Annotated in this window: 16 protein-coding genes and 1 tRNA gene; 13 read left to right on the forward strand and 4 right to left on the reverse strand. The window is 64.1% G+C overall.

Annotation, left to right across the window (positions count from 1 at the left end; all coding sequences use genetic code 11):
- Window positions 1-120: 120 nt before the first annotated feature.
- On the forward strand, window positions 121-996 hold the full coding sequence (locus AWB75_RS26965; RefSeq protein ID WP_061127086.1) for a dienelactone hydrolase family protein: 876 nt from the start codon (window positions 121-123) through the stop codon (window positions 994-996).
- A gap of 7 nt (window positions 997-1003) precedes the next feature.
- Here AWB75_RS26965 and AWB75_RS26970 read toward each other — a convergent pair whose 3' ends face one another.
- On the reverse strand, window positions 1004-1873 hold the full coding sequence (locus AWB75_RS26970) for a sulfurtransferase (protein WP_061127087.1): 870 nt from the start codon (window positions 1871-1873) through the stop codon (window positions 1004-1006).
- A gap of 106 nt (window positions 1874-1979) precedes the next feature.
- On the reverse strand, window positions 1980-3086 hold the full coding sequence (locus AWB75_RS26975; protein WP_061127088.1) for an aromatic ring-hydroxylating oxygenase subunit alpha: 1107 nt from the start codon (window positions 3084-3086) through the stop codon (window positions 1980-1982).
- A gap of 312 nt (window positions 3087-3398) precedes the next feature.
- Here AWB75_RS26975 and AWB75_RS26980 point away from each other — a divergent pair, with 312 nt between their 5' ends.
- The 4 genes from AWB75_RS26980 to folE2 all read left to right on the forward strand — a co-directional run bounded on the left by AWB75_RS26980 (window position 3399) and on the right by folE2 (window position 7579).
- The gene (locus AWB75_RS26980; RefSeq protein WP_061127089.1) at window positions 3399-3734 is read left to right on the forward strand and encodes an exodeoxyribonuclease VII small subunit; all 336 of its coding nucleotides are present in this window, start codon (window positions 3399-3401) and stop codon (window positions 3732-3734) included.
- Window positions 3731-4618 (forward strand): polyprenyl synthetase family protein, encoded by an 888-nt coding sequence (locus AWB75_RS26985; protein ID WP_061127090.1) that lies wholly within the window; start codon window positions 3731-3733, stop codon window positions 4616-4618. Before AWB75_RS26980 ends, AWB75_RS26985 begins: the two co-directional genes overlap by 4 nt.
- A gap of 93 nt (window positions 4619-4711) precedes the next feature.
- Window positions 4712-6628 carry a 1-deoxy-D-xylulose-5-phosphate synthase gene (gene dxs / locus AWB75_RS26990; protein ID WP_061127091.1) on the forward strand — a complete coding sequence of 639 codons (1917 nt, stop codon included), beginning with the start codon at window positions 4712-4714 and terminating at the stop codon, window positions 6626-6628.
- 144 nt (window positions 6629-6772) lie between these two features.
- The gene (gene folE2 / locus AWB75_RS26995) at window positions 6773-7579 is read left to right on the forward strand and encodes a GTP cyclohydrolase FolE2 (protein WP_061127092.1); all 807 of its coding nucleotides are present in this window, start codon (window positions 6773-6775) and stop codon (window positions 7577-7579) included.
- A gap of 6 nt (window positions 7580-7585) precedes the next feature.
- Here the strand turns inward: folE2 and AWB75_RS27000 are convergent, their stop codons facing one another.
- The gene (locus AWB75_RS27000) at window positions 7586-8503 is read right to left on the reverse strand and encodes a LysR substrate-binding domain-containing protein (protein ID WP_061127093.1); all 918 of its coding nucleotides are present in this window, start codon (window positions 8501-8503) and stop codon (window positions 7586-7588) included.
- A 104-nt stretch (window positions 8504-8607) separates the two neighbouring features.
- Here AWB75_RS27000 and AWB75_RS27005 point away from each other — a divergent pair, with 104 nt between their 5' ends.
- A complete protein-coding gene (locus AWB75_RS27005; RefSeq protein WP_061127094.1) occupies window positions 8608-9828 on the forward strand; it encodes an MFS transporter in 1221 nt (406 codons plus the stop codon).
- Between the two features lie 37 nt (window positions 9829-9865).
- Entirely contained in the window at window positions 9866-10492 is a 627-nt protein-coding gene (locus AWB75_RS27010; RefSeq protein WP_061127095.1) for a glutathione S-transferase family protein, read from the forward strand.
- Between the two features lie 3 nt (window positions 10493-10495).
- Here the strand turns inward: AWB75_RS27010 and tsaD are convergent, their stop codons facing one another.
- On the reverse strand, window positions 10496-11521 hold the full coding sequence (tsaD, locus tag AWB75_RS27015) for a tRNA (adenosine(37)-N6)-threonylcarbamoyltransferase complex transferase subunit TsaD (RefSeq protein WP_061127096.1): 1026 nt from the start codon (window positions 11519-11521) through the stop codon (window positions 10496-10498).
- Window positions 11522-11596: 75 nt separating this feature from the next.
- Here tsaD and AWB75_RS27020 point away from each other — a divergent pair, with 75 nt between their 5' ends.
- The 6 genes from AWB75_RS27020 (at window position 11597) to AWB75_RS27045 (ending at window position 19178) form a co-directional block, all read left to right on the forward strand.
- Entirely contained in the window at window positions 11597-12823 is a 1227-nt protein-coding gene (locus tag AWB75_RS27020) for a BaiN/RdsA family NAD(P)/FAD-dependent oxidoreductase (RefSeq protein WP_061127097.1), read from the forward strand.
- A gap of 212 nt (window positions 12824-13035) precedes the next feature.
- Complete coding sequence (locus tag AWB75_RS27025) at window positions 13036-13482, forward strand: GatB/YqeY domain-containing protein (protein ID WP_061127098.1); 447 nt, start codon at window positions 13036-13038, stop codon at window positions 13480-13482.
- A 20-nt stretch (window positions 13483-13502) separates the two neighbouring features.
- The gene (gene dnaG / locus AWB75_RS27030; protein WP_061127099.1) at window positions 13503-15389 is read left to right on the forward strand and encodes a DNA primase; all 1887 of its coding nucleotides are present in this window, start codon (window positions 13503-13505) and stop codon (window positions 15387-15389) included.
- A 426-nt stretch (window positions 15390-15815) separates the two neighbouring features.
- Window positions 15816-17873 (forward strand): RNA polymerase sigma factor RpoD, encoded by a 2058-nt coding sequence (gene rpoD / locus AWB75_RS27035; RefSeq protein WP_087086882.1) that lies wholly within the window; start codon window positions 15816-15818, stop codon window positions 17871-17873.
- A gap of 127 nt (window positions 17874-18000) precedes the next feature.
- Window positions 18001-18077 (forward strand) — tRNA-Ile (locus tag AWB75_RS27040).
- Between the two features lie 213 nt (window positions 18078-18290).
- The gene (locus tag AWB75_RS27045) at window positions 18291-19178 is read left to right on the forward strand and encodes a lipid A biosynthesis lauroyl acyltransferase (RefSeq protein WP_061127113.1); all 888 of its coding nucleotides are present in this window, start codon (window positions 18291-18293) and stop codon (window positions 19176-19178) included.
- Window positions 19179-19185: the final 7 nt, after the last annotated feature.

Genomic DNA, 19185 nt, shown 5'->3' on the forward strand with positions numbered 1-19185 from the left:
GTTCATCGTCGTGCAGTGCCGCGCAGTGTGCAGCCTTGAGCTCGCCGCGCGGTTTCGAGGACCCACGCCGCCGCACTTCACAGCAAAAATGACGCGACGGCCCTGCCGCGGGAGCCATCCATGCTAGACCCTGAAGTCGACCGCCTCATTCCGCACGTTCCGTTCAGTCGACGCACCTTCATCAAGGCGAGTATCGGCACCGGTTTCGCAGCCGCGGTGCTGCCGGTATCCGCGCAAACCATCCATACCGATACGAACGGCCTCGAAGCCGGCGAAATCGGAATTCGCGGCGCGGACGGCACGCCCGTCCCAGCGTATCGCGCGCAGCCGAAGGGCAAGACTGATTTGCCGGTCGTCATCGTGGTCCACGAGATTTTCGGGGTCCACGAGCATATCGCCGACGTGTGCCGGCGCTTCGCGAAACAAGGTTATCTGGCGATCGCGCCGGAATTCTTCACGCGTCAGGGAGATCCGAAGGCGTACCCGTCGATGCAGCAGCTGAACGAGCAGGTCGTATCGAAAGTGCCGGATTCGCAGGTGCTCTCCGACATCGATCAGGCCATCAAATGGGCGGCCGAGCACGGCGGCGATGCGAAGCGCGCGGGCATCGTCGGATTCTGCTGGGGCGGGCGCATCTCCTGGCTGTATGCGGAGCACAATCCGAATCTCAAGGCGGCGGTCGCGTTTTACGGACGGCTCGTCGGCGACAAGACGGAGATGACGCCGAACAATCCGCTCGACCTCGCGAGCCAGCTCAAGGTGCCGGTGCTCGGGCTCTACGGTCGGCAGGATCAGAGCATCCCGCAGGACACCCTCGAACAGATGAAACAGGCGCTCGCGAACGATCCTCCGCCCGCAAGAAACTCGCAGTTCGTCGTGTACGACGACGCGGGCCACGCGTTCTTCGCGGATTATCGTCCGAGCTATCGGAAGGCGGACGCCGAGGACGGCTGGAAGCGCGCGCTCGCGTGGTTCCGCGAGCACGGCGTCAAGTGACCCACCCTCAGGGATTCGGGCCGGTCGCGACAGGACGGCCCGGATCGGCGCTCCATTCGCTCCACGATCCCGGATAAAGCGCGGCGCCGTGCAGGCCGGCGATCTCCATCGCGAGGACGTTGTGGCAGGCCGTCACGCCCGAGCCGCATTGCAGGACGATGCGGTCAGCCGGTGTCGTGCCGACCAGCGCGCCGAACGCTTCGCGCAGTTCGTGCGCGGTCTTGAAGCGGCCTTCCTGCGTGAGATTGTTCTTGAAGAAGTGATTGAGCGCGCCGGGAATATGTCCGCCGACGGGGTCGATCGTCTCGTTCTCGCCGCGATAACGATCAGCGGCGCGCGCATCGATCAGCAGATGATCGCGCGTGCCGATGCTGCGCTCGATCGCCTGAGCGTCGATGGTCACCTGCAGCGGCGCGCCCGCCTTGAACGTGCCTTGGGTCTTCGGCGGCACGGCCGTGTCGAGCGCATGGCCCGCGGCTTCCCATGCCTGCAGACCGCCGTCGAGCAGCGCGACGGAATCGTGCCCGAGCCAGCGCAACAGCCACCACGCGCGCGCCGCATACATGCCGCCGTGCGCGTCGTAGGCGACGACTTGCTGGCCTTCGTTCAGGCCGAAACTCGCGAGTTTCGCGACGAGCGCCGCGCGCTCAGGCAACGGATGCCGCCCGTTCGTGCCCGTCTTGGCGCCGGACAGATCGCGATCCAGATGAAGATAGTGCGCACCGGGAACATGCCCCAGCGCGTAGGCCGCTTCGCCCGATTCGGGCGCGCCCAGATCGAAGCGGCAATCGAATACGAGGATGCTGCCGGGCGCGGCGGCGAGCCGTTCGGCGAGGTTCGTCGCCGAGATGAGCGTTGTGTAGTGGGTGTGCGGCATGACGGCTCCTGAGCGGCGCTCGATTGCGAGGGCTTGAACCGTTAGTCTAAACAAAAAGGCGAGCCCGAAAGCCCGCCTTTTCGTAACACTAGCCAAACAGCCTATGTCAGATCGCGCCGAGTTGATGCCGCAGAAACTCGTGGAAATGCTGCATGCCGGATTCCATCGGGCTCTGATACGGCCCGACCTGGTTTTCGCCACGCGACATCAGCGCGCGGCGGCCCGCGTCCATGCGCTCGGCGATTTCGTCGTCCTCGCGCGCGGTTTCCATGTACGCGGCGCGCTCCGCCTCGATGAACTCACGCTCGAACAGCGCAATCTCCTCGGGGTAGTAAAACTCGACGATGTTCGTCGTCTTTTGCGTTCCCCGCGGAATGAGCCACGACACAACCAGCACGTGCGGATACCACTCGATCATCAGACCAGGGTAGTAGACCATCCAGATCGCGCCGAACTCGGGCGGGGCACCGTTGCGAAAGCGCAGGACCTCGTCGTGCCACTTGCGGTACGTCGGGCTGCCCGGCTTCTCGAGATTCTTGTGGACGCCGACAGTCTGCACGCTGTACCAGTCGCCGAACTCCCATTCGAGGTTGTCGCACGAGACGAAGCTGCCGAGTCCCGGATGGAACGGCGCGACGTGGTAATCCTCCAGATAGACCTCGATGAAGGACTTCCAGTTGTAGTTGCACTCGTGCACTTCGACGTGATCGAACATGAAGCCCGAAAAGTCGAAATGGCGCGCGGTGCCAAGCCTCGCGAGATCCGCAGCGACGTTGCGGCCCTCCGATTCGAACAGCAGACCTTGCCAGTTCTGCAGCGGCGTCTTGCCGAGGTTCAGGCAGGGCTTGTCCGCGAAATGCGGCGCGCCGAGCAGTTGACCGTGGAGATCGTAGGTCCAGCGATGCAGCGGGCAGACGATGTTGTCGGCGCTGCCGCGGCCATTGAGCATGATCGCCTGGCGATGGCGACACACGTTCGACAGCAGTTCGATATTGTCCTGCTGATTACGGACGAGCACGCGCCCTTCGCCTTCGCCCGGAAGCGCGAAATAGTTTCCCGCTTCGGGAACCATGAGTTCGTGCCCGACGTAGCGTGGACCTTGCTTGAAAAGTGTGTCGAGTTCGCGCGTAAGAAGCGCTTCGTCAAAGTAAGCCGTGACTGGCAGCTGACTGTGAATGGCGTTCAGCTGCAATGCATTGCTCAGATTGGACATTCCCACTCCCGATGAAAACGTGAAAGCAGTGAACAACCCAACCATCGAAGATTCGATTTAGGGAGCCCGCGATTATACCGAAATTCGCCACAGAGGGGCGCTTAAGGTCTTGATTTGGGTATAAATTGTCGCGGGAGGTCCTCGCAACGGCGCGGCATACGACCGTGGAGGACACGCCGCCGCAAGGATTGGCGGAGAATGCCGCAACGCAGTGCTAGCCGTTCCGCATAGACCGGATGCAGGTCGAAAATTTGGCTTTTGCCGTAGAATGTGCGACTTGGTTCCAAAAATTCAATTGCACATCCACGATTCATGGCGAAGACCGCTGCCCAGGAAACAGACGAGAAATCCGGCGCCGACGTAGAGAGCCCGGACGCCGCGCAGCTTCCGCAGAACTACGAGGCGGCGCTGGCCGAACTCGAATCGCTCGTAGCGCGCATGGAAGAGGGCGCGTTGAGTCTCGAGGAATCGCTCGCGGCATATCGCCGCGGCGCGGCGCTTGTGGGCTTTTGCCAACAGCAGCTCGAAAAAGTCGAGCAGCAGGTGCGCGTTCTCGACGGCGAGACGCTCAAGCCGCTGCCCGCCGAGGTAAAGCGTGCGACCCAGAGTGCAGGAGCCGGAAACGACAGCGGGGACGACGACCTATGACCTTCGAACAATGGATGCGCGCGACGCTCGACCGCGTCGAGACCGCACTCGAACACACGCTTCCGGGCACGGACGTCGCGCCCGCGCGCCTGCACGAGGCCATGCGCTATGCCGTGCTGGGCGGCGGCAAGCGGGTGAGACCGCTCCTGGTCCACGCGGCGGGCGAACTGACCGGCGCGAGCGCGCAAGCCGTGGAAGCAGCGAGCGCGGCGCTCGAGATGATTCACGTCTATTCGCTGGTGCATGACGACATGCCCGCCATGGACGACGACGCGCTGCGCCGGGGTAAGCCCACGGTACACATCCAATATGACGAAGCGACGGCGCTGCTCGTCGGCGACGCGTTGCAATCGCAAGCGTTCGTCGCGCTGACCGCCGAAGGCAACGGCCTGAACGATGCCCAGCAAGCCGCGCTCGTACGCGAACTGGCGGTCGCGAGCGGCTCGCTCGGCATGGCGGGCGGGCAGGCTATCGACCTGGAAAGCGTCGGGCGCAAGCTGTCGCGGCCCGAGCTCGAAACGATGCATCGCAAGAAAACGGGCGCACTGCTGCGCGCGTCGGTGCGCATGGGCGCGCTCGCGGGCGCGCATCCGGGCGCGGAGGCGCTGGCGTCGCTGGACCAGTACGCCGCCGCGGTAGGCCTCGCGTTTCAGGTCGTCGACGACATTCTGGACGTCACCGCCGACTCCGCCACGCTCGGCAAGACCGCCGGCAAGGACGCGCAGCACGACAAACCCACTTACGTGTCGATCATCGGGCTCGACGCGTCGCGTGAACTCGCCGTGCAGCTCGGCCGCGACGCGCATGCCGCGATCCAGCCGTTCGGCGCGCGCGGCCAGCGCCTGGCGGAGCTCGCCGACCTGGTCGTGAACCGGGTGAATTGATTGTTGAACGCGTGACGAAGCCCACGGCGCGATAGCTTTGATGAAACAATCGCGCCGAACGAATCACGCCAGTTTTCCTAAAATGGGACGACGATGTACGACTTGCTGAAAACCATCGACGATCCGGCCGATCTCCGCGCCCTCGATCGCCGCCAACTGCAACCGCTGGCCGACGAGCTGCGAGCCTACGTGCTCGACAGCGTGTCCCAGACGGGCGGCCATCTGTCGTCCAATCTGGGCACGGTGGAGCTGACGATCGCGTTGCACTATGTGTTCGATACGCCTAATGACCGCATCGTCTGGGATGTCGGCCATCAGACGTATCCACACAAGATACTCACTGGCCGCCGCGATCAGATGCCGGGCCTGCGTCAACTGGGCGGCATTTCCGGCTTCCCGCGCCGCAGCGAATCCGAATACGACACCTTCGGCACCGCGCATTCGAGCACGTCGATTTCGGCGGCGCTCGGCATGGCGATCGCCAACAAGCTGCAGGGCGACAACCGCTTTTCGATCGCCGTGATCGGCGACGGCGCGATGACCGCGGGCATGGCCTTCGAGGCGATGAACAACGCCGGCGTCGCCGACGACGTGCCGCTGCTCGTGATCCTCAACGACAACGACATGTCGATCTCGCCGCCGGTCGGCGCGCTGAATCGCCATCTCGCGCGTCTGATGTCGGGCCGTTTCTACGCCGCCGCGCGCGCGGGCGTCGAACGCGTGCTGCGCCATGCGCCGCCGGTGCTCGATCTCGCCCGCAAGCTCGAAGAGCACGCGAAGGGCATGATCGTGCCGGCCACACTCTTCGAGGAGTTCGGCTTCAACTACATCGGGCCGATCGACGGTCACGATCTCGACTCGCTGATCCCGACGCTGCAGAACATCAAGGAACTGCGCGGCCCGCAATTCCTGCACGTCGTCACGAAGAAAGGCCAGGGCTACAAGCTCGCCGAAGCCGATCCGGTGCTCTATCACGGTCCCGGCAAGTTCAATCCGGCCGAAGGCATCAAGCCTGCGGCGACGCCTTCGAAGAAGACGTACACGCAAGTCTTCGGCGAATGGCTGTGCGACGCCGCGGCGCTCGATTCGCGCGTGGTCGGCATCACGCCGGCGATGCGCGAAGGCTCGGGCATGGTGGAGTTCGAGAAGCGCTTCCCGGATCGTTATTTCGATGTCGGCATCGCGGAGCAGCACGCGGTCACGTTCGCGGGCGGTTTGGCGGCCGATGGCATGAAGCCCGTCGTCGCCATTTACTCCACGTTCCTGCAACGCGGCTACGACCAGTTGATTCACGACGTCGCGCTGCAGAACCTGCCGGTGGTGTTCGCGATCGACCGCGCGGGCCTCGTCGGCGCGGACGGCGCGACGCACGCCGGCAACTACGATCTCGCGTTCCTGCGCTGCATTCCGAACATGACGGTGATGGCCGCGTCGGACGAAAACGAGTGCCGCCAGATGCTTTACACGGCGCTGCAGCAGCCAAACCCGACGGCCGTGCGCTATCCGCGCGGCGCGGGCACGGGCGTCGCGACGGTCAAGCAGATGACCGCGATTCCCGTCGGCAAGGGCGAAATTCGCCGTGAGTCGTCGCAGAAACTCGGCTCGGGCAAGCGCATCGCGATCTGCGCGTTCGGCACGATGGTCGCGCCGTCGGTGGCCGCCGGGGAAGAGCTCGATCTGACCGTTGCCAACATGCGTTTCGTGAAGCCGGTCGACGCCGATCTGCTGCGCGAACTCGCCGCGACGCACGACGCCATCGTGACCATCGAAGAAGGGGCGATCATGGGCGGCGCGGGCTCCGCGTGCGTCGAAGCGCTTCTGGCGAGCGGCGTCATCAAGCCGGTGCTGCAACTCGGTTTGCCTGACGTCTTCATCGATCACGGCGATCCCGCCAAGCTGCTGTCGAGCGTGGGGCTCGACGCGGCCGGCATCGTCCGCTCGATTCGCGAGCGTTTCGTCGACGCCGTCGAAAGCGCGCACGCAGGCAAGCTGACGAAGCGCGTCGCCTGACGCATCGCTTCGGACGGCGCGCTCGGGGCGCGTCGTGCATCAACGCTTTGGCACACGGCGCGGACCTCCATCCGCGCCGTGTGCGCTTCAACGTTTCGAACCGCTCGCGTTTCTCCGGCTCGCGGCGCATAAGGACATAACAAAATGAATCAGATGAATCCCGCCTTCGTGATGCCCGACGTCCAGAGCACGCCCGACACGCGCCAGATCGCGATTCAGCGCGTGGGTGTGAAAGGCGTGCGGCATCCGTTGTCGGTGGTGACGCAAAGCGGCGTCAAGCCGAGCGTCGGCGTGTGGAATCTCGACGTGCATCTGCCTGCCGAACAGAAGGGCACGCACATGTCGCGCTTCGTCGCGCTGCTGGAGGAGAATCGCCATCCGCTCGATCAGCACGCGCTGCGCGGTTTGCTCGCCGTGATGTTGTCGAAGCTCGAAGCGCATTCGGGGCGCATCGAAGTCACGCTGCCGTATTTCGTGATGAAAACCGCGCCGGTTTCCGGCGTGCAAAGCCTGCTGGACTACGAAGTGACGTTCATCGCGCAGCGCCGCGACGGTGACACGCGCATGTCGATGAAAGTGCTCGTGCCGGTGACGAGCCTGTGCCCGTGCTCGAAGCAGATCTCGCAGTACGGCGCGCATAACCAGCGCTCGCACGTGACGATCACGGCCGAAGTCGCCGATGACATCGCGGTCGAGGAACTGATTCGGATCGCGGAAGAAGAAGCGTCGTGCGAACTGTGGGGCTTGCTGAAGCGCCCCGACGAAAAGTTCGTCACCGAGCGCGCGTATGAAAATCCGAAGTTCGTAGAAGACCTCGTGCGCGATGTCGCGACGCGCCTGAACGCGGATCAGCGCATCGTCGCGTACGTGCTCGAAGCGGAGAACTTCGAGTCGATCCACAATCACAGCGCGTACGCGGTCATCGAGCGGGACAAGCGCCGCGACGCGTAAGTCTTTTCAGGCGAGCGCCGTTTCCGACGAAACGTGCGCTTCCCGCACCGAAGCGACGACCAGCGCCGCCAGCCGCTCGACGGGCGGCGATGCGCTCCCCGCAGCGCGATGCAACGCGAGCGGGATCGACGGCAACGCGGGCAGGCCGAATTCACTGGCGTCGATCGCGCGGACGGTCGCCGGCAAGCCGTAGCTCGTGCGCACCGTCACACCCAGACCCGCGGCCGCCGCCGCCCACAATCCCGACAGGCTCGGGCTCGTGAACGCCACGCGCCATTTGATGCCCGCGCGGTCGAGTGCCGCCGCCGCCGCGCTGTTGAAGAGACACGGACGATCGAAGGCGATGAGCGGCAAGGGTTCGTCTGCGTCGAAGTGCCACGGAACCGCCGATGACGCGATCCAGCGCATCCGCGGCGCGGCGATCGGCTCGGCGATCATCGCGGCGTTGCTGTCGCCGGTGACGCTCGTCGGGCCCCAGGCGAGCGCGAGATCGAGTTGCCCGGAATCGATGCGCTCCAGAAGCTCCGTGTTGCGCCCGACGCGCGCTTCGATCCGCACCTTCGGATGCGCCCGCGCGAAGCGGCCGAGCACGTCCGGCAACACCACTTCGCCGAAGTCTTCCTGCAAGCCGAGCCGAATCCAGCCCTCCAGATCCACGCCGCGAATCGCCGCCGAAGCTTCATCGTTCAGATCGACGAGACGACGCGCATAGGCGAGCATCACCTCGCCCGCGTCGGTGAGCGCGAGTCCGCGTCCGGATTTGCGAAACAGCACCGCGCCGGCCTGTTCTTCCAGCTTGCGCAGTTGGGCGCTCACCGCCGACGTCGAGCGTCCGACGCGATCCGCCGCCTTGGCGAAGCTGCCCAGATCCATGCCCGCGACGAAGCTGCGTAGCACCGCGAGATCGAATGTCGTCTGCCTCATGGCGATCGTCCTGATTTTCCGAATGGTCGATGAAAAACTTTGCGATTTTCAGGACGATGCTAAGCCTGCAAACTGCGTGCAGTCAATCGCATATGGACCTTCCAATGGCCACCTCTCTCGTCACGGATGTCCCCGAATCCGGCGTCGGACATCGCTGGAAAGTGCTCGGCGTCGGCGTGGCGGCCAACGCCAGCTTTTCGGCTGCGGCGGCGGGCATCCCGACCACCGGCGTGTGGATGCGCGGCGGCTATCACCTGAGCAACGGCGAACTCGGGCTCGTGCTGGGCGCGCTGGGGCTCGGGATCGCGATATCGGAGCTTCCGTGGGGCGTGTTGACGGATCGCTGGGGCGATCGTCCCGTTCTGCTGACCGGTCTGCTGTCGACCGCCGCCGTGCTCGTCGCGATGAGTCTTTTCGCGGTGCCGTCGTCGGCCACGCTCGCCTGGCTCGTCTTCGCGATGTGCACGCTCGGGGTTCTGGGCGGCAGCGTGAACGGATCGAGTGGACGCGCGGTGATGGCGTGGTTCGCCGAAGGCGAGCGCGGTCTCGCGATGAGCATCCGGCAGACCGCGGTGCCGCTCGGCGGCGGCATCGGCGCGGCGTTGCTGCCGTGGCTGGCGTCGTCGCATGGCTTCGCGGCGGTGTTCGGCGCGCTCGCGGCGATGTGCGCGGTGTCCGGCGCGTTCGCCTGGCGCTGGCTGCGCGAGCCACCGGCCGCGACGCATCGCGCGGCGGCGCACAAGGGCCCCGCGCCGCTCGCGAACGTGCTGGTCTGGCGCGTCGTGCTCGGCATCGGCATCCTGTGCGTGCCGCAGGTCGCGGTGGTGACCTTCGCGACCGTCTTCCTGCACGATGCCGGCCGTTTCGGCGTGACGGAGATCAGCGCGACAATGGGCGCGATCCAGCTCGGCGCGATGGCGATGCGTGTCTGGAGCGGCCGTCACACCGACCGGCACGGCAACCGGCGCGCGTACCTGAGGGTGTCGGTGATCGTGGCGTCGGCATCGTTCGTCGCGTTGGCGGCGGCGATCGCGAATGGCGCCGCGCACACGCCCTGGCTGCTCGCGGCGATGCTCGTCTTCGCGGGCATCTGCGTCTCGGCGTGGCACGGCGTCGCGTACACGGAGTTGGCGACGCTCGCAGGCACGCAACGCGCCGGCACCGCCCTCGGCATGGGAAACACGGCCGCGTTCGCCAGCTTCTTCGTGACGCCGCTCGTCCTTCCGCACGTGCTCGCGGCCGGTTCGTGGGCGATCGTATGGCTGGCCGCGGGCGTGTGCGCGTCGTTCGCGTTCTGGTTGTTTCCGGGGCCCGCGCCACTTTAAACTGGCCGTCCTGCAAACGACCACGCGGAGCCGCATCGTGATCCTCATCGGCCAATACGATTCACCGTTCGTGCGGCGTGTCGCCATCGCGCTGAAGCTCTACGGCGTGGCGTACGAGCATCGCCCGTGGTCGACATTCGGCGATGCCGACAGGATCGCGCCCTACAACCCGCTATGCCGCGTGCCGACGCTCGTGCTCGATTCGGGCGATGCGCTCATCGAAAGCACGATGATTCTCGATTATCTCGACGAACAGGCTGGCGACGCCCGCGCGATGGTCGCATCGGGCGGGCCGCAGCGGTGGCAGGCGCTGAAGGTGTGCGCGCTCGCGACGGGTCTCGCCGACAAGGCCGTCGCGCTCGTCTACGAACGCGTGATGCACAAGGAGAAATCGCAGACGTGGCTCGATCGCTGTACAGGGCAGGTCGAGCGCGTGCTGAACGCGCTGGAAGCCGACCGCGCCCCGCGCGCGACGCCTTTCTGGTTCGGCGATTCGATCGGTCACGCGGATATCGCGGTGGCGTGCGCGCTGCGCTTTGCGCGCGAGGCCCATCCGGAGATATTTACACCGACGCGCTGGCCGATGTTGATCGGCCACAGCGACCGGTGCGAAGCGCTGCCGGTCTTCAAAGCCATCGTGCAGCCGTTCAACCCGCCGCGATGAAAATCAGGCGCGCGCGAGCGACGTGAGATCCCAGCGCGGCTTCACGGTGAACGCGTAATCGCGCACGGCCTGCTCCGGCCAGCGCGAAAGCCGCAGCGCGCCCGCGAGCGCGATCATCGCGCCGTTGTCGGTGCAGAGCGAGAGATCGGGGTAATGCACGTCGAAACGCCGCTTCGCCGCCGCCGCCGACAGCGCCTCGCGCAACTGCCGGTTCGCGCCGACGCCGCCCGCCACGACGAGCCGCTTCAGGCCCGTTTTCTTCAACGCGGCCAGCGATTTGGCGACAAGCACGTCCACGGCCGCATCGACGAAACCGCGCGCGAGATCCGCTTTCGCCTGTTCGCAGACGTTGTCGAGCTTGCGACTCTGCGTGAGCACAGCGGTTTTCAGGCCGCTGAAGCTGAAGTCGAGGTCGCCGGAATGGAGCATCGGGCGCGGCAGCGTGACCGCGCCGGGCATGCCGAATTCCGCGAGCCGCGACACTTCCGGTCCGCCCGGATAGCCGAGGCCGAGCAGCTTCGCGGTTTTGTCGAAGGCTTCGCCGGCGGCGTCATCAAGGGTTTCGCCGAGCGTCTCGTAGACGCCTACATCGGTCACGCGCATCAGTTGCGTGTGTCCGCCCGACACGAGCAGCGCGACGAACGGAAAGGGCGGCGGTTCATCGACGAGCAGCGGCGACAGCAAATGCCCTTCGAGATGATGGATGCCGACAGTCGGCTTGTCCCACGCCATTGCGAGCGAATTGGCGATGCTCGCGCCCACCAGCAGCGCGCCCGCGAGGCCCGGTCCCTGCGTGAACGCGATGGCGTCGATGTCGGCGCGCCGTGCGCCGGATTTCTCGAGCACTTCTTCGAGCAGCGGCAGCGCGCGGCGGATGTGATCGCGCGAAGCCAGCTCCGGCACGACGCCGCCGTAATCGCGATGCATCGCAATTTGCGAGTGAAGGGCGTGCGAAAGCAGGCCGCGCTCGGTGTCGTAGAGCGCGAGGCCGGTTTCGTCGCAGGAGCTTTCGATGCCTAGAACTAGCATGAGCGTGATGCGCTGGAGGGAACAGAAAAGTATAGCAGCGGCGGTCGAAGCGCGTCCCGCAGGTAGAATGCCGGCATGGAATCTTTCGATATCGCCGTCATCGGCGCGGGCGCGGCCGGCATGATGTCCGCGGCAGTGGCCGCGCAATCCGGGCGCCGCGTCGTGCTCATCGACCACGCCGAACGCCTCGCCGAGAAAATCCGCATCTCCGGCGGCGGGCGCTGCAACTTCACCAACATCAACGCGCAGCCGGCCAACTTCCTGTCGGCGAATCCGCATTTTTGCCGCTCCGCGCTGGCGCGCTACACGCCGCGCGATTTTCTCGCGCTGCTCAAGCAGTATCGCGTGAAATGGCACGAGAAGCACAAGGGCCAGCTCTTCTGCGACGACTCCAGCGAAACGATCATCGACCTGTTGAAAAGCGAGTGCGATGCGGGCCGCGTCGCGTGGCGGCGTCCGGTCGTCGTTCACGATATTCGTCACGATGGCGCGCGTTTCGCGCTCGACACGACTACGGGCGCGATCGGCGCGGCGGCGCTCGTGATCGCGACGGGCGGCCTGTCGATTCCGAAGATCGGCGCGACGGACTTCGGCTACCGCGTCGCGAAGCAGTTCGGCCACAAGCTCATCGATACACGTCCCGCGCTCGTGCCGCTCACGTTCACGTCCGCGGACTGGGCGCCGTTCGCTGCGCTGTCGGGGCTTTCGCTGCCGGTGCGCATCGGCACGGGTAAAGGCAAAATGCGCGGCGAGTTCGATGAAGACCTGCTGCTCACGCATCGCGGCGTGTCGGGGCCGGGCGTGCTGCAGATATCGAGCTACTGGAACACGTCGGAGCCGATCCACGTCGATCTGCTTCCCGATGCCGACGCCACCGACATGCTGATCGAAGCCAAAGCGGGCGCGAAAAAGCAGATCGGCAATTTTCTCGCCGAGCACGTGCCGGCGCGCCTCGCGCACGCGTGGCTGGAGGCGCAGCGCGTGCCCGTCGATGCGCGTCTCGCCGATTTGCCCGACCGCACGTTGCGCGCGATCGGCGCGTCGCTGTCGGACTGGACGCTCACGCCTAGCGGGACCGAAGGGTATCGCAAGGCGGAGGTCACGCGCGGCGGCGTCGACACGCGCGAGCTTTCGTCCGCAACGATGATGAGCGAGCGCGTGGCCGGCCTCTATTTCATCGGCGAAGCGGTCGATGTCACCGGCTGGCTCGGCGGCTACAACTTCCAGTGGGCGTGGGCGTCGGGCGTCGCGGCGGGCAAGGCCGCCGCCGAGTTCACGCGCAGCGCGGCGACGGCCGCGTGAGCGGCCAGTCCGGGGTTTTGACGAGCCTCGGAAAGCCGACCCGTTTGCTATACTCGGACGGTCATCGGAGGATTCTCTCCGCTCTGGCTCGCGCTCTGAAAACGTCCTGCTAAATCCCGCTTGAGGAGGCGTTCCCAAGCGGGTTTTTGCTTTCGCGGGATGGTCGTGCGCGCAGCCGGAATCCAAACTTTCGCAATTGCACCGGGTGAACGATGAGCCTCAAAGACCAGATCAGCGACGACATGAAGACTGCGATGCGCGCAAAGGAGACCGAGCGCCTCGGCACAATTCGCTTGCTGCTCGCGGCAATCAAGCAACGTGAAGTCGACGATCGCATCACGCTCGACGACGCGGGCATCACCGGCGTCATCGACAAGATGATCAAGCAACGCAAGGATTCGATCAGCCAGTTCGAAGCGGCGGGCCGCACCGATCTCGCCGACAAGGAGAAGGCGGAGCTGGCGGTGTTGTCGGCGTACATGCCCGAACAGCTTTCCGTCGATGCGATCGCCGCCGAAGTTCAGGCCGCCATCGCCGCGACGGGCGCCGCGGGCCCGCAGGACATGGGCAAGGTCATGGGCGTGCTGAAGCCGAAGCTCGCCGGCAAGGCCGACATGACCGCCGTCTCCGCGCAGGTGAAGGCCGCCCTCGCCAAGTGACGTCCGCAGCAGACTGACCGGTGATCCCGCACGCATTCCTGCAGGACTTGCTCAACCGCGTCGATATCGTCGACGTGGTGGGCCGTTACGTCCAGTTGAAAAAGGGCGGCGCGAACTTCATGGGCCTCTGTCCGTTTCACAACGAGAAGAGCCCGTCGTTCACGGTCAGCCCGACCAAGCAGTTCTATCACTGCTTCGGCTGCGGCGCGCACGGCACCGCAATCGGCTTTCTGATGGAGCACACCGGACTCACGTTTCCGGAGGCCGTGAAGGACCTCGCGCAAGGCGCGGGATTGACGGTGCCGCAGGAACCGTCATCGTTCAATCGCGGCGGCGGTAGCAGCGGCGGTGACTACGCGCCGAGCAAGGCGGTCAGCGTCGCGTTGACGGACGTGATGCAGACGGCGTGCGATTTCTATCGCAAGCAGCTGCGCGGCGCGCCGAACGCCATCGCTTATCTGAAGAAGCGCGGGCTGACCGGCGAGATCGCCGCGCGTTTCGGGCTGGGTTACGCACCGGACGGCTGGCAGAATCTCGAAGCCGCATTTCCCGATTATCGCGATGAAAACCTGGTGGAATCCGGGCTCGTGATCGTCAGCGAGAAAACCGATTCGCAGGGTCAGGCGCGGCGCTACGACCGCTTCCGCGAACGCGTGATGTTCCCGATCCGCAACGTGAAAGGCAACGTGATCGGGTTCGGCGGACGCGTGCTCGACGGCGGTGAGCCGAAGTATTTGAACTCTCCGGAAACGCCGTTGTTCAGCAAGGGTAGCGAACTGTACGGATTGTTCGAAGCGCGGCTCGCGATTCGCGAACTGGGCTACGCGCTCGTCGTCGAAGGCTATATGGATGTCGTCGCGCTCGCGCAGCTTGGTTTCGCGAACGGCGTCGCGACGCTCGGCACGGCCTGCACGCCGGTTCATGTGCAAAAGCTGTTTCGTCAGACGGACACCGTGGTCTTCAGCTTCGACGGCGATTCGGCGGGCCGCCGCGCCGCACGGCGCGCGCTGGAGGCGGCGCTTCCGCACGCGGCGGACAATCGCACGATCAAGTTCCTCTTTCTGCCGAAGGAACACGATCCCGACAGCTACGTGCGCGAGTTCGGCACGGACGGTTTCGGCGAGCAGGTAGATCGTGCAATGCCGCTGTCGCAATTCCTGCTGAACGAGGTGCTCAACGACAAGGAACTGGAGCAGCCGGAAGGCCGCGCGAAAGCGCTCTTCGACGCCAAGCCGCTGCTTCAGGCGCTGCCCGCGAACGCGCTGCGGGTGCAGATCCTGCATATGCTCGCGGACCGGCTCGACACGCCGTTCACCGAGATCGCCGCGCTATGCGACATCGATTCGCGTGCGGCCGCCGTTGCGCGCGCGAACGTGCCTAAGAGCGAGCGCCGTCGCGTAACCGGGCAGGAGCAGCGCGCGCTGCGCAATCTGGTGATGTATCCGGGCATCGCGGGTTCGCTCGATCAGGACAGCGAGCGCACTCTTGTCACGATGACCGAGCACGGCGAGCTTTTCAGCGAGGTGATCGGTCATGCGCGCGAACTCGGTGGCGAAGCGGAATTTCAGATGCTTTCGGACGTTTTGAGAAATGCAGCAAATGCGCCCACGTACGAAGATATCTTCCAGGAAATTCTCGCCTATGATGAAAACGTTCGCGATTTGCTGATGCGCGACCCGTCCGATGAGGATGCGGCGCAGCGGGTCGAGGAGCAACGACGCCTGCTCGCCGAGGAATTGCGGGCGACGGTCGTCAAGTTGCGTCATGACAGCTATCGGGCGCGGCTGGATCAATTGGCGCGGCAGTCGAGCCTGTCGGCGGAAGAGGTCGCGGAGTTTTCGGACCTGTCGGCCAAAGTGGCGCAGATCAAGGCGGGGCGCGGCGCGAACCCGGATGCGGGAAGATGAGAATGCTATAATCAAAAGTTCAAACCGAATTGCTTTTTGTCAACTGTTTGCGGGTTTTTACTAACTTTTAGCGGCAGATGTAGGGCTGGCATCGAGCAATTGACAGAGAGCATTTGAGCGTATCGCGGTAAGAGCAAGAGGCGGAAGAAGGGCGGTGGCTTCGTCGGCTGACGAGTGCGGTGTTGTGCAGCTTCGTGGTGCGGGCCGCATAAATCACACGAAACGGCCGGATAAGCACGCCGACGTACAGACGGGCGTAAGGGAAGCGGCTGCCATTGAGGGTAGGGCGAAGAGACGATTAACACTCATTCGATCCGCGATGGCGCCCCGGGCAGGGCACGCAGGACGAAAGCAGCGTGCGCGTATTGGGTATTCACGGTTCCATCGGCTGTTGTCCAGCAGCCGCGAGTCGAGACTAGAGCCGGTATGGCGAACTCCATGACGAAAAAGCTGAACGATGTATCCGTCGAAGACGACGCAGTGCAAAACGCAGAGTCTGGCGCCGCTCCGGCGGCGAAGGTCGAAAAGGCCAGGGCCCGCGATCGCCGTGCGAAGGAAAAAGCGCTTCTGAAGGACGCGTTCTCGTCGAGCGCGCCCGGCACCGTCGAGGAACTCGAGGAGCGGCGCGGCAAGCTGCGCGCGCTCATCAAGCTCGGCAAGGAGCGCGGCTTCCTCACCTACGGCGAGATCAACGATCACCTTCCGGACAACTTCACGGAAACCGAGGCGATCGAAGGCATCATCAGCACGTTCAATGACATGGGCGTGGCGGTGTACGAGCAGGCGCCCGATGCCGAGACGCTCCTTCTGAACGACAACGCGCCGAACGCCTCTTCCGACGATGAAGTCGAGGAAGAAGCCGAAGTCGCGCTCTCCACCGTCGATTCCGAATTCGGCCGCACGACCGACCCGGTGCGCATGTACATGCGCGAGATGGGCACGGTCGAACTGCTGACGCGCGAAGGCGAGATCGAGATTGCAAAGCGCATCGAGGATGGCCTGAAGCATATGGTCATGGCGATCTCCGCGTGCCCGACGACCATCGCGGATATTCTCGCGATGGCCGAGCGCGTACAGAACGAGGAAGTGCGCGTCGATGAGCTCGTCGATGGCCTGATCGATCCGAACGCGCAGGACACGGACGGTTTCTCGGAGCAGGAAGCCGAGGCGATCGAATCGGAAGACGAGGAAACCGAGGAAGAGGGCGACGAGGAAGAGGAAGAAGAGGACGACGGCAGTGCGCAAGCCAGCGCCAACGCGGCGCAGCTCGAAGCGCTGAAGCTCCAGTCGCTCGAGAAGTTCGCGCTCATCAGCGAATGGTTCGACAAGATGCGCCGCGCCTACGAGAAGGAAGGCTACAAGTCGAAGGCATATCTGAAGGCGCAGGAAGCCATCCAGACCGAGCTCATGAACATCCGCTTCACGGCGCGCACGGTCGAGCGCCTGTGCGACACGCTGCGCGCGCAGGTCGACGAGGTGCGTCAGGTCGAGCGGCAGATTCTGCATACCGTCGTCGACAAGTGCGGCATGCCGCGCGCGGAATTCATCACGCGCTTCCCCGGCAGCGAAACGGATCTCGAATGGGCCGACAAGGTCGTCGCGGAAGGTCACGACTACAGCGCGGTGCTGGAGCGCAACATTCCCGCGATTCGCGAGCAACAGCAGCGTCTTCTGGACTTGCAGGCGCGCGTCGTGTTGCCGCTGAAGGACCTGAAAGAGACCAACCGCCAGATGGCCGCGGGCGAGCTGAAGGCGCGCCAGGCGAAGCGTGAAATGACCGAGGCGAATCTGCGTCTCGTGATTTCCATCGCGAAGAAGTACACGAACCGCGGCTTGCAGTTCCTCGATCTCATCCAGGAGGGCAACATCGGCCTGATGAAGGCGGTGGACAAGTTCGAATATCGTCGCGGCTACAAGTTTTCGACCTACGCGACGTGGTGGATTCGTCAGGCCATCACGCGGTCTATCGCGGACCAGGCGCGCACGATCCGCATTCCGGTTCACATGATCGAGACGATTAACAAAATGAACCGCATCTCGCGGCAGATTCTGCAGGAGACCGGGCTCGAGCCCGATCCGGCGACGCTTGCCGAGAAGATGGAAATGCCGGAGGACAAGATCAGGAAAATCATGAAGATCGCGAAGGAACCGATCTCCATGGAAACGCCGATCGGCGACGACGACGATTCGCATCTCGGCGATTTCATCGAGGATACGAACACGGTCGCGCCATCGGACGCCGCGCTGCATGCGTCGATGCGGGACGTCGTGAAGGACGTTTTGGATTCGCTGACGCCGCGTGAGGCGAAGGTGTTGCGAATGCGTTTTGGCATCGAGATGAGCACGGATCACACGCTGGAAGAGGTCGGCAAGCAGTTCGACGTAACGCGCGAGCGGATCAGGCAGATCGAGGCGAAGGCGCTGCGCAAGCTGCGTCATCCGAGCCGCTCGGACAAGCTCAAGTCGTTCCTCGAGGGCAACTGACGGGACTTGTTTTGAGAGGCGTTGTGAGGCAAACTCGCTACCCTTCGAGAAACGCCCAGCGCAATGTTCGGATGTGACAGAAAGCGCCGATAGCGGCGCTTTCTTTTTTGCCCTTCCTATCTTCAAAGGGCCGGAAGCTTAACTGGTATAAGCTGTCGACTCATAATCGACCGATAGAGGGTTCGAGTCCCTCCCGGCCCACCAAATAAGTCTTTTAAAATCAGAGACTTATAGAAATTTCGTGCGTTTCAGGGACGTGCCAGGGACAATTTTGAATTCGGAATCCTAAGCTAACGGTTAGCTTGCGGTGAATGTGTGTCGATTTTTCACGATCGGGCGGTGGACAGCAATGCCGGTTCGGTCAGGCTAACAGGTAGGGTTTCAGTGAAGTCGAGTCAAAATGAGCGCGTGCCGCTGTTGAAGCAATGCGTCGGGCAACTCGGCCTGGCGCTCACGGTGGGGCTGCTGCGTCTCTTTGCGGTGCTGCCCTACGGGTGGGTTGCCCGCCTGGGCCACGCGGTGGGCACCATGCTGTATGCGATTCCGAGTTCCCGAAAACATATCGCGCTGGTCAATCTGCGCCTGTGCTTTCCGGACAAGAGTGCGCGCGAGTACGATGATCTTGCTCGGGCACACTTTCAACACGTCATTCGAAGCTATTTCGAACGGGGCATCCAGTGGTTTGGCAGCGAGCAGTCGCTCCAGAAGCTGGTGCGGATTGAAAGCCGCATCGACCTGGAAGCCCAAGACGCGGCGCCGACGATTTTTCTGGGCTTTCATTTTGTGAGTATCGAGGTGAGGTGCATTCTTTACTCCACGCGTTTGCCGGCGGCGTCGCTGTACACGCGCATGTCGAACGAGCGGCTGTGCGAGGTGGCTCGGCGGCAGCGAGGACGATTTGGCGCGCAGATGATTGAACGCTCGACCAGTGCGAGAAAGATTGTGGGACTGCTGCGCTCGGGCATCCCCGTGATGCTGGCGGCGGACATGGACCACGGCATCGAGAACTCGGTGTTTGTGCCGTTTTTCGGCGTCCCCGCCTGTACGCTCACCTCGGTTTCGCGCCTGGCCAAACTGGCCGGTGCGAGGGTGGTGCCGTTCGTGACGCAGGTGCTGCCCGATTACCAGGGCTATAAGCTGACGGTGTACGAACCGCTCAGCGGGTTTCCCTCAGAGAGCGATACGCTCGATGCGAGTCGAATCAACGCACTGCTTGAGACGTTGATCCGGCCGTGCCCGGAGCAGTATTATTGGGTCCATCGGCGGTTCAAGAGTCGCCCCGCCGGAGAGGCTGGGGTGTACTGAACCTCGC

Origin of the sequence: Caballeronia catudaia, assembly GCF_001544755.2 — a bacterium.
Classification (GTDB): domain Bacteria; phylum Pseudomonadota; class Gammaproteobacteria; order Burkholderiales; family Burkholderiaceae; genus Caballeronia; species Caballeronia catudaia.